Below are 14,312 nucleotides of genomic sequence, written 5' to 3' on the forward strand. Positions count from 1 at the left end.
AATGATTAAAAATTGACTTAAGACCAATATAAACCTTAATTTTAAGCCGATTTTAAATATCGGATGACAGAAAATAGAGTACCCCCTGAATTATTTGTAGTTGGAGCCGGCCCGGGTGATATCGATCTGATGACGATTAAAGGTTATAAGATATTACAGCAGGCAGACGTTATCCTCTATGATAATCTGGCCAATAAAGAACTATTAGACATTGCAAGGGAAGACTGTGAGAAAATATATGTGGGTAAACAGCCTTACGGAGAGTATACCCCACAGGAAACTATTCACGAACTGATCAGGCATTACGCATTTGCTAAAGGAAAAGTAGTGCGCTTAAAGGGTGGTGATCCTTTCATCTTTGGCAGAGGTTTTGAAGAAATTCTTTTTGCCCGTGAACATGGTATCAAAACCCACTTTGTACCGGGTATTTCCAGTATGCAGGCTATAGGTTTTGAGGATATACCGCTCACGCACAGAAATGTAAGTGAAAGCATATGGGTAGTTACAGGAACAAAAAAAGACGGAACCTTATCGGCCGACCTCAGGTTGGCCATGCAGAGCAATGCCACTGTAGTGATCTATATGGGCATGAAACAGCTGGCCTCTATTGCAAATACGTATATCGAAGCAGATAAGGGAAATACTCCTGCAGCGATCATTCAGCATGCCTCCCTTCCTGAACAGAAATCAGTTAAAGGACTTGCGCAGGATCTGCCGGCAATGGCCGCTTCAGCGCAGCTCAGCTACCCTGCAATCATCATCATTGGAGCAGTTGTAAACTTATCATTATGAAGGAAGGAGCAATGATCAGAGAAGGTGTACTGCTTTGCGGCCATGGCAGCAGAAAAACCTCCGGTGTAGAAGAATTTAAAAAACTGGTAGAAATCTTAAAAGACCGCTACAAAAGCGATTATGAGGTGGATTATGGTTTTTTAGAATTTAACCACCCGCTATTTGAAGCAGCTGTAGAGCGCTTGTACAGTAAAGGCGTGCGTGTTATTTATGCCCTGCCGGTAATCTTATTTGCAGGTGCACATGCAAAAAACGATATTCCATACGAGTTAAATACCATCCAGTCTTACTATCCTGATCTTCAAATCAAAATGGGCAGTCCTATTGGTGTAAATTCCTTTGTTTTGGATCTCGCAAAAAAGAGAATTGAAGAGACGGAACGCCTTTTATCTCCGATGGACCGCAGGGAGACTTGTCTGGTTGTGGTAGGAAGAGGCACTACAGATCCTGACGCCAACAGCGATGTGACCAAACTGATGAGCATGCTTTGGGAAGGGATGGGCTTTGGCTTTGCCACTACGGCCTACAGCGGTACGGCGTACCCTTCTGTTGAACAATCCCTGGAACTGGTAGAAAAACTGGGCTTTAAAAGAACCATAGCCATTCCTTTTTTCTTTTTCAGCGGAATATTACTGGACAGGATCAATGCTACGCTGGAAGAAAAAAACAGCCGCTCTGCACAAGAGTTTATTTATACTGCACCATTTGGTACGGACGAGCTGATGCTGAAAGCATTTGATACCCGTTTGGAAGAAGCAGTACATGGAACAGGAAATATGAACTGCCAGCTTTGCAAATACCGCAAACAAATTATTGGTTTTGAAGAAGAGGTAGGAAAAGAACAGATAGGCCATCATCTCAACGTAAAGGGTGTGCTGTTTGAAGAAGATGAAAAACCTGGGGAGAAAAAAAACAGCCTGGGCAGTCAGTTTAAAAAACTGCTGGGGATATAACCAGCGTATAAATCCAGATACATCCAATGGTGATCGACGCCAGTCCGGCAATGCCGTTCATCCATTTAAATATGGCCATATTCTTCTCCAGGAAACGGCTCATGGTGTGGATCAGCACATAACTGTACACGCTCATGGCCACGATAATCCCCACAGATTCTATCACCAGAACCAGGATCGAAGCGCCAACGGTTGGTGCGCTGATCACCAAAGCTGTGGTTAAAGCCCCACCCGTTCCGGCCAGTCCGTGCAGCATCCCTACCCAAAACGATCTGGTCAAAGGATTCATCGCTATTTCCTCACCTCTTTTCCCATGCAGGTGAATCGGATTGGAAGCCAGGTGCTCGTGGGCTTCAATTTTCTTGTTGTCGCTGATCATTTCATTGATCTTATAATTGCTGCGTATTGCATTCAGCCCCAGGATGACCATGATTGGCCCGATTGCAATTTCTGCCCATTCAGAGATGTTTGTCACGTATCGGTGCAGCGAAGCCTTAAAGATCAGCGCGATCACCCCAAAAATAATCAGCGTTACAGAATGCCCCAGCGCCCATTGCGAGGCCCTGAAAATTACACGCCAGGAAATCCGCTTTTTATTGACAGCCTGCTCTGATGCTAAAACAGACACCGCTGTAACATGGTCGGGTTCAAAAGAATGTAAAATGCCGGCAATCAGCGGGCGGCTGATACTAAGAAAATTCATTTGGATATTGTATGTAATTTCCCTCCCTGCTGATCAGGAACAATACCAGCTCAGTTGAAGGAATTAATGCCGAACAATTCTCATAACAGGCCTTTAGCAGGGCCTGATAGAAAGGTTCAGCGCTGGCAAAGCTAAACAATTCGGTTAATCGGCCGGCCATATTAAATGATAAAATCTTGTTTAACTGTTCCTCAGGATACCCGGCATCTTTAGCCATCTGCCATACAAACTCCTTGTTCCAGGTATTTTTACCGCTGTGGGTATCTAACATACCCTCCGCCAGTTTTACTGACTTACCCAGCATAATCCCCAGGTTAACCTTTTTGATCGCCGGGCTTTGTGCGATTTTTTCTAGGGTTTCCCCTATCCAGTTGCCATAATGGATAAAGGCAAATTCAGGCAGATCCGGAAACAAAAGCTTTAAGCTTTTTTCGCTTCTTGCACCGGAGTTGATCACAAGCTCCTGTGCAGCATTCGCAACTGCAACATCGATCCCCTGTGTGATGCTCGCAATATAGGAGGAGGCAGAAAATGGAGTTACAATACCGGTGGTACCCAGAATAGAGATCCCTCCGGTAATACCCAGCCGTTCATTCAATGTCCTTTTAGCAATCAGTTCGCCGTCTTCCACAAAGATTTCAATGTCTACTCCCTGATGCTCCAGCTGATATTCTGACAACAGTTTTTTACAGGCATTTTGCATCATTTGCCGAGGAACAGGGTTGATTGCCGGTTCCCCTACGCTGATTTCCAAACCAGGGAGGGTAACTTTACCTACGCCCCTGCCTTGTAAAAAGGTGATTTTTCCCGAGTGGTTTAAACTGACGGCAGCCCCGATAATTGCGCCATGCGTAACATCAGGATCATCTCCGGCATCCTTACGTGTGGTACAGGCACAGGACAATAAATTGAGATCACAGGAAATGAGCTCAAAGGAGGGCTCTTGTCCGCCGGGGAGAATAATCTGTACTGCTGTTACCTTTTGCTGAGTAATCAATGCCAGCAGGGCCGCCTTTGTACAGGCAGTTGCACAGGCACCAGTAGTAAATCCCGTTTTTAAAGGGCCATCCGGTATGGGTTGGAGTTCACTCATTTATCCTGCTGGTTATAGGTTTCCGGTCTTTAGCTGATTAATCAGGTCATCTATATGATGTACCCTGTGGAACAACGGCGAAAGCTCCGGTTTTTTGATGATAAATATAGGAATACCGCAGCTAAGTGCAGCTTTGATTTTTGCGTCCAGCTTACCATTGAAGCCACTTTCCTTGGTGAGGATGACCTGAGGATTGATGCGCCTGAACAGCTCAATCTCCTCTTCCATATCCTGCGTAAGGCCAAAAAGCAACTGCGTTGCCGGAAAGCCATAACCAGCGGCAAGATCAATAGAATACTGACGGTCAAGGATCCTGAACCAACAGGGATAGCTCTGCCAAAAACTGCTCAGCATTGGAATAGACTGAACTCCGGTTAAGGCAAGCATAGACCGGTAATCCAGGTTTTTAATCCTCATCAGCGCTCCGGCAAAATTATCTGCGTAATGCACCAGGGGACCAATGGTCCTTTCGGGGAAAACCCGCTCAAACCGGATCACGGGGATCTGATCTGCAAGGGCAGCCACTGTGTTATGCAGCGCTAAGGCAAAAGGATGACAGGCGTTGATAATGAGAGAAACTGAATTCAGCCGGCAAAATGCTTTTAAGCCCTCCTCATCCAGGCTGCCGTATCTGTATATTCCTTTACCCTCAAACTTAACTGCGGTCCGAGTAGAATAAAGATAGTCAAGGCCGGCCTCATCGAGATAGCCGGCAACCTGTTTACCTTCAGTTGTTCCACCCAGTAAAAGAATCATTTAAATAATTTTATTGGTAACTGAGTTTTCATTCTCTGCTATGATGTTATCTTTTTTTCTAAAAATATGGTGCCAGTTATCACCATACAGCCAGGAACGGTTTTTTCTTGCCCCAATGGCCTCACCAACGATAACCAGCACAGTCCTTGTCAGCTTATTCTCTTTGATAATCCGGCTCAATTCATCAAGCTTCCCTGTCCACACTTTTTCATCTTTCCAGCTGACGCGGAAAAGTACGGCGACAGGGGTTTCCGGCGGGTAATGCTGTAAAAGCTGCGCCTCTACTTTTTTAATGATTCCGGCACTAAGGAAAATACACATCGTAGCCCTTAGTTTAGCCATTTCTTCCAGCTTCTCATGCTCCGGCATAGGGGTATTTCCCTCCCCCCTGGTGAGTATAATGGTTTGCGCTACTTCAGGAATGGTAAATTCTGATCTGAGATAAGCGGCGGCGGCCTGGAATGAAGAAATACCGGGAACAATAAAGTAATCATAGTTCCTTTCGTCAAAAATCGTCATCTGTTCCTGGATGGCACCGTAGATTGAAGGATCACCGGAATGAAGTCTTACAATCAGTTTTCCCTGCTGATACATCAGGTCCATCAGTTCTACCTGTTCTTCAAGTGTCATTGCCGCAGAATTCCTCACCATCGCCCCTGGTTTGGCAATATTGGTGAGCTCTTCGGGCACGAGGCTTCCGGCATAGAGAATACAATCGGCCGCTTCCAGCAATTCTTTTCCCCTGACCGTGATCAGTTCCGGAGCACCGGGACCAGCCCCTACTATAGCAATCTGCCCTTTTCTTTCAAAAGCGCTGATCAGGCATACTGCATGGGTGAACATTTTGCCGGATGATACTTCTGCCTTGGTTTTTTCTACCAGCCAGGAAGTTGTATTTGCTGCCAGGGCAGAGGAACTTTCTGACACTCCCTGAATTCCTATTTTTTCAAGGACTACGTCTGATGGGTTTGCCAGTGGCATTGTTGCCAGGTCTGCGGCAGGAAATGTTTTAAAATCCCAATGGTATTTACTGGCAATATGAACGTAGGCCTGTTCCGCTGCTTTAATATCAACAGAAGTGATTACCGCTATACTTTGATAAGCAATATTTTCATTTGATAACAGCTTTAGTAGCTTCTCTTCAAACAATACCGGTTCGATATCTTTTGAACAACCTGTACCCAGACTTAAACACGCTGGGTAGAATGATAACGCGGTTATCGCACTTTCAAAAAGCTCGTATCCCACATATATAAGCAGTTCGTACTGTGCCTGATCAACTTCAGACAGGTCATGATAGATATCTGCAAAAGCTGGTTTTGTTTTCTCCAGGTAGGCTGTTCCTGCATCTTTCACCTTTAATACAAGCGCCGTAGGACGATTGTTGACAAAAATAGAGACGGCTTGATTCAGTGTTGCGGTATGGGCTGCAGACCATCCAAATTTCTTCGCCAGCAAGTCAAGCGACCAGATCTCCTGCAGATCGCTGGAGGTAGTAATCACCGCCTGAGCCTGCAACACACGGCTGAGTCTTTTCGTAAGCTCATTGGCACCGCCTGCATGACCGCTCAGTACCGATTGCACAAAAGTTCCCTGTTCATCAATATTGATTACTGCCGGATCTGTAAGTTTATCCTGAATGTATGGGGCAATGCTTCTCACACATATCCCGAGCGCGCCAACAAAGATCCAAACGTCAAAACGCTGAAATTTATCTTTTAAGAGCTCATCCAGGTTCTCCAGCTTAAGCACGTCCTTAGACCATGCCGTTTCTCTTGTTGTATATAATTTACTGCGTTGAAATTCATTTTGAATGATCCTGCCTACAGCTAATCCGCTATCGGTGAAGGCTATCACACACACTTTTTCCTCTTTTATCATCATTATTTCGTAGCTTTTAATATGGTGATTTCATTATGCCCATCTACCTTTAATTTCAGGGGCTCATCCAGTTTCCAGTTCAGCAATCTGGAAAAAGCAATAAAGTCGTTGATTGAGGCATCCTGGACAGCATTAATGACCACCGTTCCATCAGTAAGCAAATACCGGTCAATCATTTGAAGCAGTTCTTTCAGGCGTCCGCCATGCCCACCTATAAATACTGCCCGGGGCTTGCTCAAGTGATCCAGATCGGTTTCAAAGATATCACCTATATAGGCGTTTATACCCGGCACCCCAAAATTATTTTGATTATGATGCAGGATCTGTAAACATTCCGTTCGTTTTTCAAAGGCATGGATTTCTAGCTGGGGAAAACGAAGTTTTGCTTCAATGCTCAGAGAACCGGTGCAAAAACCGATGTCCCATAACACGGGTCTTGCTGCCAGATCAAGGGCATGGAGCGAACATAACCTTACAGGCATCTTGGTGATCATATTGGGGCGTCCCTTTAGTCCTTCGAACAATACATCTTTTATTCCGAAGTCAATATGCCGGTGACTTTCCTTTTTCAGGATCACACAGTTTAGTGGATGAAAAACGCTGTTCCCGGCTTCGCGGGGTTCAAGATGGCGTACTTTTTCGTTTTCGCCTTCAAGGTCTTCAGCTATCCAGATGGAATAGTTGGTATAACCATACTCCAGCAACCTTTTGGCAATGGCCGAAGGACTTTTTTCCTGGTCAGTTAAAATACCGATCAGCGGTTTCTGCTGTATCAGCACTTCATCAAGTGCTGCCCATGACCTGCCATGTACGCTTACCGTTTGTAACAGATTGCTGTTCAGATTTGCCCGGTGGACCAGTAACTGGATAGAACTGAAATAAGGATAGGTATAGATTTCCGCATCAGGATACCTTGACCGCAATGTATTGGCGATACCATAAAACAGAGGATCACCGCTGGCGAAAACCACAACGGTTTGCCCAAGCTGCTCATAGCTTTCAAAAAGGAGCTCCATGGGCGATTGCACCGGGAGCCAGGTATATCCTTCCGGCAGTAAATGTCCTACCAGTTCATGATGACGGTTACCACCGCTGAAAACAGCGTGGCTTTCGATCAGGGAAAGCAGCTCCCCGGAAAAATCAGCTTTCCTGTTTCCAATTCCTATAATATGAAAAACCATCATTTACTTTATATAATCTGCAGCGGTATCCAAAGTAAAAGCTGCGTTTACCAGTGTTGCAGCAAAATTACTGCCTCCGCGCCTTTCTTCGATAATCACATAAGGCAGCTGAAGCATTTTCAGGCGTTCTTTTGACTCAATCACATTCACAAAACCAACGGGGGCACCAATGATTCCTGCGGGATGGATTTGCCCTTGTCTTGCCTGGTCTGCAATTTCAATCAGCGCTGTAGGCGCATTTCCGATGACGAACAGTGCTTCAGGGTACAGTTTTGCAGCAAGTTTGATCCCCGCCTGCGAACGCGTAAGCCCCTCCTGTTCTGCAAGTATTACTGCTTCATCAGAATTGAGCATGCAAATCACCTGATTTCCGTATTGCGCTGTAAAAGCCCTGGTAATACCCGCCTGCACCATGGTTACATCTGTAACAATCGTCCCTCCTTTGATCAGGTAATCGTGCATTACTGCAACTGCCCCTACCGAAGTACTCAGGTAATCGATATAGTTGAGGTCGCCCGCGGTATGGATACAACGGATTGCCGCCCAGAGAAAGTCTAAAGGATATTTCTTAGTATCCAGCTGATCAATAATTTCGCTGAAACTTGCCTGCTGTATTTCCAACCCCGTTTCAGGTTTTCTGTTCAGATAACCTCTTGGGGTAACCAGGTGATTTTTATACTGGAAAGTCTGGCTGTTTCCAATCACCACGAGGCTAAACATATCTACATCTTCGATATTCAGATCTGCCAGGGTAGTGAGGGTGATCTTTTCTTCCGGCCTGCCCAGCTGGTAACAGATCGCCACGGGCGTTTCAGGTTGTCTGTGCAAAAGAAAAATAGCTTTCAGTTTATTTAGCTGCCAGTACCGCTTTATACTTTTAGGGTTATAGATGGAAGTGACGAAATCGCCCCAGGCCGCTGCCTCAATCCGTTTCTGGATGGTTTTCCAGGGTGTCATCAGGTCTGATAGTGAAATACAGCAAAAATCGTGGCCCAGAACTGCACCCAATTTACTCCCTGCAGCCACAAAAGCAGATATTCCGGGGATGGTTTCCAGATCAATATCTTCACCTGAAGCTGCGGCTTTCTGGTAAACGATGGATGCCATCGAATAAATTCCGGCATCTCCCGAACCAATTACTACCACATTATATCCTTCAATGGCCTTTTCTATAGCAATCTCTGCCCGCTTTTCTTCCTCGCTCAGTTCTTTGCCGATACAAACAGTCCCTTCCTGTATCAGGTCTGTGATAAACTGGAAATAATAGTGATAACCAATGATTACATCGGCCTCCTGTATTGCCTTGCGGGCAATGGGCAACAGATAATCCTGACCTCCCGGCCCTATACCAACAACTTTGATCATTTTTTAATAATTAATAAGGAGAAATATGGAATCTCTCTGTCCTTTAACACCGCAATATCGGAAGTTATATATTCATCCGCTGTGCCTAAACGCTCACAGTAATAGTATTTCCATTGTTTGTCCAGTAACCGGGGATACAATTCCTGCCAGCCCATCCTGATCTTCATCAGGATTACCGTATCTGCATTTTTGAGGCTATCTTCTATCTCCCGGATATCATTTGCCAGCGGCAGCACAGCCAGTTTTTCCTGCTGTAAACATAATGGGATCTGGTGTTTCGCTGCAGCCAGGGAGAAGGAATTTACACCGGGGATGAGCTCAATACTAACATTTCCGGCCTGCAGTTTCTCCAGTATATAAGAGAAGGACGCATAAAAACTGAGATCTCCTTCACAAACAATGCTCAGCTTTTTGCCTTCCCTGCAAGCCTGCAGTACCTGGTCAGCTGTTTGCTGATAAGTAAATTCAGCAGCAGTTCTGTCGCTGCCCATACTTAAAAAGAAACCTTGTAATTTATTCTTGTCCAGTCCATAATGATCAAGCATCGGCCGTACATAACTTCCTTTTCTTCCATCTTTAGAGAGGGAGCCGGGATAAAAAATAATATCCGATTCCTTTAAAATACGAAGTCCTTTTAAGGTGATCAGCTCCGGGTCTCCGGGGCCTAATGAAATGCCATAAATTGTGTTCACGTGATGCTGCTGATAAGGTCTGCCGACGTTGTAAAACTAATTATTTATTGTCTATAAGCGGTACAGGGCAGGTTAATATTTTTTGCAAAGAAGAGCCGGATCATAGATACAATGTAAGCACAGCCGATTATTATTATTTAAAAAAAATTAAATTTATTTGTTCAACTATTATATTAAACAATATAAACGCTAAAGTCTTATCTTTGAATAGCATGATGATGTAACTGTTTACCTTTTAAAACAAAAAATACACGCATGCGTTGTAAGGAATAGTAAAAACTAAATTTTAGCCAAGTGAATTTAAAGGTTTACATTAAAAGTGGCATATTAGAATTGTTCGTTTTAGATCTGCTTGATGCGGCAGAACGGGCAGAAGTTTTGAATGTGATCTCGAAATATCCTGTTCTCGAAAAAGAAGTACAGGTTATTGAAGATACACTGCAGTCGTATGCAAACTCCATTGCAATACAACCCTCCAAATCTTTGAAAGCGAAGATAGAAGCTTCTATTGAAGAATCTGTTAAAGAAAGCAATATGGATCTGGATCATCTTTTATTAATCAGTGAACATTCTGATTTGCAGAACTGGCTAAAGCTGGTGAACAAATATTACCCTTCAGCTTTTGAGGCAGAAAACTTTTCTGAAGTACTGAGGAGTGAAAATGGCGTAACTCAGGTGCTGGTTGTTTCTTCAACTGATATTGCCGATGAAACCCATGATGATGTTCATGAAAGCTTTCTGATCTTACAGGGCCAATGCAGGTGCACCGTTGGATCTGCAATTTTTTATTTAGGCCCCGGGGGTTATACGCAAATACCGCTTAACGAAAATCATAAAGTGGAGATTACCTCTTCATCGCCTGTTATGGCGATTGCACAATACGTCTCAGTGTAAAAACAAAAAAAGCCTCACCGGTGATGGTAAGGCTTTTCTCTTAATCTGCTCCCTCTGCTGGGCTCGAACCAGCGACCCTCTGATTAACAGTCAGATGCTCTAACCAGCTGAGCTAAGAAGGAGTACTCGCTTTTTACCGTTTAATATGGATTTTACAACCCTTTTTCTTTCGGTGGTGCAATGTTACGACTTTTGCGCTTAATCATCAAATTTTATATTCTAAAAATAAAAATAAATCCTCCTCATCAGCGAAAAGCGTATCGTCCTCCTGATATATCATTAATATGATAACTTTTATTTAAGGCCCAATTTCCCCGTAAAATATCTTCAAGTTGTTTAACCTCATCCGCATAAACCGTTTTTTTGCGTTTTCCAAAATAAAACATCTGTTCAAAAGGAGTACTTCCTTCCCAGGCCAGTTTTATCAGCTGGTTTGCAATATCCTTTCCGCAGATATAATCCGGAACCAGGGCAAAGCCCTTGCTGTTAGACAAACATTTTAAGATTGAACTAAAATATGGCACTACATAGTTTGGCCTGAATCCCGGTGAAGAATTAAAATTGGTATTCCAAAAACTTTTTAGAGGTTCCATACCAACAGTTGTAGTGTACCATATTTGCGCTGCTAACCACTCTTTAATTGCTGAATGATTGCCCGTATGAACCAGCCGGTCTAATTCAGTAGTATCTGTCTGGTTCCCGCAGACCAGCACCATTCGTTCCACATTAAATGGCATGTATGTCAGGTTATGCTGATTACCCGTCTGTGGGATCAGAATAAGATCCAATACCCCACTGTTCAAATCCTGTAACATTTGAGAGTAATCGCCAAACCGTGTGATCAGATTAAATGGCAGCTCGGATACGTGTGCTTCGAGTGAATATTGGAAAATCTCGAAACTCATCCCCAGCCCTAACGTAGGTTTTTCTACCCTGGATTTCCTGTGAAAGATCTTCTCCGCTTCTTCGAGTTTGTTCATATGGTCAATAACAAAATCGTAAAGCATAGTTCCCCGTTCAGTTGCGACCATCTTTCTGGTATCCCGTTCAAAAAGTCGGTAACCTGTGTAGGATTCAAGGGAACTCAAATGGAGACTTACTCCGGGTTGGGAAATAAATAAGGTTTGCGCTGCCGCCGATAAAGTACCTGCTTCATAAATGACTTTAAAAGTCCTAAACCATTCCAAATTTAGCATTGCCTGGTAATTAAAGTTCTTGTGTACTGGACATTGGCTATGAAAGCCATACCCCTCCTGTTACAATTCCATGCCATTTATAAAAAAAATTCACAGCACAATCAACACACCATACAACTAACTGGAATACAATTGTTTGATTTACAAAATACTAATGTCTAACAGGAATCTCCAGTGCCCGGACTCCGATATTTTCGGAGTTTCCCGGTCTAAACTCCATAAATTTCGGAGGCAGTATCCATCTATTTTATAGATAAAACTACCCCACCTTGCGGTCAAGAAAATCTTTGATTGTCGCAGCGATTTCGTCTCCATGGCTCTCCAGCGCAAAATGCCCCGCGTCGAACAAATGATACTCCAGATTTTTTACGTCTTTTTTATAGGCTTCGGCCCCACTGGCAGGAAAAATATAATCATTTTTTCCGTACACGATCAGCATTTCGGGATTATAATCCCTTAAATACTGCTGCCATTCCGGATATTTTGGCGGGTTGGTTCCGTAATCATAAAAAAGATCCAGTTGTACTTGTCCGTTTTCCGGTCTCTCCAGGTGACGAAGATCGATTTCCCAATTATCAGGGCTGATCACAGCAGGATCAGGTACGCCATGGGTATACTGCCATTTCAGCCCATCGGGACTGTGGAAAGTTGCCAGTGTATTTTCAGCTTCTTTGTCGTTCCTGTCTTTCCAGTAAGCTTTGAAAGGGTCCCAGAAAGTTTCAAGGCCTTCAGCATAGCAACAGCCGTTCTGAACAATGAGGGTGTCGATCCTTTCGGGATGAGCCGATGCAATCCTCCATCCAACCGGAGCACCATAATCCATCAGGTATAGGCTGTATTTTGTAATATTCAGCTTTTCCAGTAGTCCTTCAATGATTGATGCAAAATTATCAAAAGTATAGGCAAAGTCAGCAATCGGCGGCTGCTCGCTTCGTCCGTAGCCCGGATAATCCGCTGCGATCAAATGATACTTGTCAGATAGCTGATCAATCAGATTTCTGAACATGTGGGACGATGTAGGATAACCATGCAGCAATACCAGCGTCGGCGCGCTCTTAGCTCCAGCTTCGCGGTAGAAAATGTTAACTCCGTTAATTTCAATAAATTGATAAGAGGTCTGATTTTTCATGATATATAATTAAGTTTAAGATATACTCCTGACAGCAGAAAGAGATCGACAGCACTTGCAGTGCAGCGTACACAGCCAGCCCTCTGAAGGGCAGCTGTTTCATAGTCAAAAGTATATGCTCCGGAGAAACTTAGTATATCACAGGAATCATGAGAGTTATCATTTGATTGATAAATGAGGATCCAGAAGATACAATATTAAGCACTGAAAGGGCGTGGTATCCTGATCAGCGTGACTACTTTGTCCCGCGGTCTAAACTCAGATACTCTTTCTTCCAGTGAACAATTTCGTTATTGTACAGCGCCTGATTGGCAAGGTGCACACATATAGCCGTTTTGGCGCCGGTATAGATATTAGAATCGGGCAGCGTCCCTGACCCTATTTTTTCATAAAAATCATTCAGCGCATACCAGGTACCATCCCTAGTCGGGTCAGGAAGAATGGGTGTTCCTCCCTCCTTGTCCCAGCTGATTTTAGTGGCACCTGTCACACCGTCAACCAGTCCTTTCTCTTTCGGTAGTCCTTTTTCGGGATAGAACATCCCCCTATCAGTAAGCAAAGACACCGTGCCTTTGGTTCCCTTAATTTTAAAAAGGTAACCATCGCGGCTGTTACCACAGGTAGCACCAAAATTCCCTACCATATTCTGATCGGGATACCGCAGCATGAGTTGTACATTATCGTATGTTTCGCGGCCATCTTTGAACACGTCAATACCACCTGTTGCAAGGAAATCCGCCGGATGGGTATCGAAAGCCCAATTGATAAAATCCATCTGATGTGATAAAAGCTCAGCTACCAGGCCCCCTGAATACTCTTTGTACATACGCCAGTTGATCTGTCTTTCAAGCGAGGCATCCGGCACCGGGCGCCGCCAGTTTGCATTTCTGTCCCAGCGGCAATCTACCTGGCTCACTTTGCCCAGGTAGCCTTTACTGATCATCTCTTTCACCCTGTAATACAATGGGGAATATCGGTATTGGTGTCCTACCTGTAGGATTTGTTTTGGCCTGCTCTCTGCTAATTTCACCAGGTTCAGGGCCTGTTCAATATTATAGGTCATCGTTTTTTCCAGATAGAGGTGTTTCCCCGATTTGAGTACATCTACTGCTACAGGATAGTGCATGTTCAGCGGAACAGCAACGATTATAGCATCAAGCTGTTTGTTTTCCAGCAATGCCCTGTGATCCTTATATTCAATGTAAGGTGTATTTTTGGCGAGTTTGCGGGCTTCAGCAAGCCGCATATCCAGCACATCGCAAACTGCGGTAACCTTAAACTTTTCCGGAAACTCATCCAGCACCCGTATAATGCCTTTGCCCCTGTCGCCACAGCCGATAACGCCGATATTGATTACACCGTTAACCCTGTTTGCAAACAGGTCGGTCTTATTGAGTAGTAACCCACCTGCAATCAGCCCGGTAGTTTTAACAAAAGTTCTTCTTTTCATCTGGATCAATGTATATCGCAATTTTATATTTGGTGTAAACCGCAACTCTAAGTTAACTCTCCACAACCAAAGGAACGGCTTTGTATTAAATAACTTACAGCCATCAAACCTGATTGGTCATAGCAATAAATATAGGGTTTATCCTAAATACAGTAAACGGCTTTGGCCAGGACATTTTGATCAATCTGTTGTTGATTCGTCTCAACAGAGCAGATCTCTGTAATTAT

The 14,312-nt window shown here is 44.1% G+C and carries 13 protein-coding genes and 1 tRNA gene; 3 read left to right on the plus strand and 11 right to left on the minus strand.

The features are described from left to right. The first annotated feature begins 63 nt into the window (after positions 1–63). Both cobA and FN831_RS05780 read left to right on the plus strand, forming a co-directional pair. Positions 64–792 (plus strand): uroporphyrinogen-III C-methyltransferase, encoded by a 729-nt coding sequence (gene cobA, locus FN831_RS05775; RefSeq protein ID WP_142527274.1) that lies wholly within the window; start codon positions 64–66, stop codon positions 790–792. Beyond that, positions 789–1,745, plus strand: coding sequence for a sirohydrochlorin chelatase (locus tag FN831_RS05780; RefSeq protein ID WP_221931286.1), 957 nt, complete (start codon positions 789–791; stop codon positions 1,743–1,745). The genes cobA and FN831_RS05780 overlap by 4 nt, the downstream gene beginning before the upstream one ends. Here the strand turns inward: FN831_RS05780 and FN831_RS05785 are convergent. The 7 genes from FN831_RS05785 to cobI are packed head-to-tail and all read right to left on the minus strand — an operon-like array spanning position 1,723 to position 9,416. Beyond that, on the minus strand, positions 1,723–2,448 hold the full coding sequence (locus FN831_RS05785; protein WP_142527275.1) for a cytochrome c biogenesis protein CcdA: 726 nt from the start codon (positions 2,446–2,448) through the stop codon (positions 1,723–1,725). The genes FN831_RS05780 and FN831_RS05785 overlap by 23 nt on opposite strands. Further along, entirely contained in the window at positions 2,435–3,541 is a 1,107-nt protein-coding gene (locus FN831_RS05790) for a cobalt-precorrin-5B (C(1))-methyltransferase (RefSeq protein ID WP_142527276.1), read from the minus strand. Before FN831_RS05790 ends, FN831_RS05785 begins: the two co-directional genes overlap by 14 nt. Positions 3,542–3,553: 12 nt before the next feature. After that, complete coding sequence (locus tag FN831_RS05795; RefSeq protein ID WP_142527277.1) at positions 3,554–4,297, minus strand: precorrin-6A/cobalt-precorrin-6A reductase; 744 nt, start codon at positions 4,295–4,297, stop codon at positions 3,554–3,556. After that, a complete protein-coding gene (gene cobM / locus FN831_RS05800; RefSeq protein WP_221931287.1) occupies positions 4,298–6,181 on the minus strand; it encodes a precorrin-4 C(11)-methyltransferase in 1,884 nt (627 codons plus the stop codon). Further along, a complete protein-coding gene (gene cbiE / locus FN831_RS05805) occupies positions 6,181–7,362 on the minus strand; it encodes a precorrin-6y C5,15-methyltransferase (decarboxylating) subunit CbiE (protein WP_142527278.1) in 1,182 nt (393 codons plus the stop codon). The genes cobM and cbiE overlap by 1 nt, the downstream gene beginning before the upstream one ends. Continuing rightward, complete coding sequence (gene cobJ, locus FN831_RS05810) at positions 7,363–8,724, minus strand: precorrin-3B C(17)-methyltransferase (RefSeq protein ID WP_142527279.1); 1,362 nt, start codon at positions 8,722–8,724, stop codon at positions 7,363–7,365. Beyond that, positions 8,721–9,416 (minus strand): precorrin-2 C(20)-methyltransferase, encoded by a 696-nt coding sequence (gene cobI / locus FN831_RS05815; RefSeq protein WP_142527280.1) that lies wholly within the window; start codon positions 9,414–9,416, stop codon positions 8,721–8,723. The genes cobJ and cobI overlap by 4 nt, the downstream gene beginning before the upstream one ends. Positions 9,417–9,749: 333 nt before the next feature. On the opposite strand from cobI, the gene FN831_RS05820 reads away from it, so the two are divergent. Further along, the gene (locus FN831_RS05820) at positions 9,750–10,310 is read left to right on the plus strand and encodes a hypothetical protein (RefSeq protein WP_221931288.1); all 561 of its coding nucleotides are present in this window, start codon (positions 9,750–9,752) and stop codon (positions 10,308–10,310) included. Between the two features lie 48 nt (positions 10,311–10,358). On the opposite strand, the gene FN831_RS05825 is transcribed toward FN831_RS05820, so the two are convergent. The 4 genes from FN831_RS05825 to FN831_RS05840 all read right to left on the minus strand — a co-directional run bounded on the left by FN831_RS05825 (position 10,359) and on the right by FN831_RS05840 (position 14,085). Next, positions 10,359–10,432: transfer RNA gene (locus FN831_RS05825), tRNA-Asn, on the minus strand. Between the two features lie 123 nt (positions 10,433–10,555). Further along, entirely contained in the window at positions 10,556–11,506 is a 951-nt protein-coding gene (locus tag FN831_RS05830; protein WP_142527282.1) for a LysR family transcriptional regulator, read from the minus strand. A gap of 259 nt (positions 11,507–11,765) precedes the next feature. Further along, positions 11,766–12,635, minus strand: coding sequence for an alpha/beta fold hydrolase (locus FN831_RS05835; protein ID WP_142527283.1), 870 nt, complete (start codon positions 12,633–12,635; stop codon positions 11,766–11,768). A 235-nt stretch (positions 12,636–12,870) separates the two neighbouring features. Beyond that, positions 12,871–14,085 (minus strand): Gfo/Idh/MocA family protein, encoded by a 1,215-nt coding sequence (locus tag FN831_RS05840; protein ID WP_142527284.1) that lies wholly within the window; start codon positions 14,083–14,085, stop codon positions 12,871–12,873. Between the last annotated feature and the right edge of the window lie 227 nt (positions 14,086–14,312).

This window comes from Pedobacter westerhofensis, from assembly GCF_900182595.1.
In the GTDB taxonomy this organism is placed as follows: Bacteria; Bacteroidota; Bacteroidia; order Sphingobacteriales; family Sphingobacteriaceae; genus Pedobacter; species Pedobacter westerhofensis.

What these genes read in the sequence shown, in the direction of transcription:
- cobA (WP_142527274.1), top strand. Translation starts at nt 64, where the DNA reads ATGACAGAAAATAGAGTACCCCCTGAATTATTTGTAGTTGGAGCCGGC.
- FN831_RS05780 (WP_221931286.1), top strand. Translation starts at nt 789, where the DNA reads ATGAAGGAAGGAGCAATGATCAGAGAAGGTGTACTGCTTTGCGGCCAT.
- FN831_RS05785 (WP_142527275.1), bottom strand. Translation starts at nt 2,448, where the DNA reads ATGAATTTTCTTAGTATCAGCCGCCCGCTGATTGCCGGCATTTTACAT.
- FN831_RS05790 (WP_142527276.1), bottom strand. Translation starts at nt 3,541, where the DNA reads ATGAGTGAACTCCAACCCATACCGGATGGCCCTTTAAAAACGGGATTT.
- FN831_RS05795 (WP_142527277.1), bottom strand. Translation starts at nt 4,297, where the DNA reads ATGATTCTTTTACTGGGTGGAACAACTGAAGGTAAACAGGTTGCCGGC.
- cobM (WP_221931287.1), bottom strand. Translation starts at nt 6,181, where the DNA reads ATGATGATAAAAGAGGAAAAAGTGTGTGTGATAGCCTTCACCGATAGC.
- cbiE (WP_142527278.1), bottom strand. Translation starts at nt 7,362, where the DNA reads ATGATGGTTTTTCATATTATAGGAATTGGAAACAGGAAAGCTGATTTT.
- cobJ (WP_142527279.1), bottom strand. Translation starts at nt 8,724, where the DNA reads ATGATCAAAGTTGTTGGTATAGGGCCGGGAGGTCAGGATTATCTGTTG.
- FN831_RS05830 (WP_142527282.1), bottom strand. Translation starts at nt 11,506, where the DNA reads ATGCTAAATTTGGAATGGTTTAGGACTTTTAAAGTCATTTATGAAGCA.
- FN831_RS05835 (WP_142527283.1), bottom strand. Translation starts at nt 12,635, where the DNA reads ATGAAAAATCAGACCTCTTATCAATTTATTGAAATTAACGGAGTTAAC.
- FN831_RS05840 (WP_142527284.1), bottom strand. Translation starts at nt 14,085, where the DNA reads ATGAAAAGAAGAACTTTTGTTAAAACTACCGGGCTGATTGCAGGTGGG.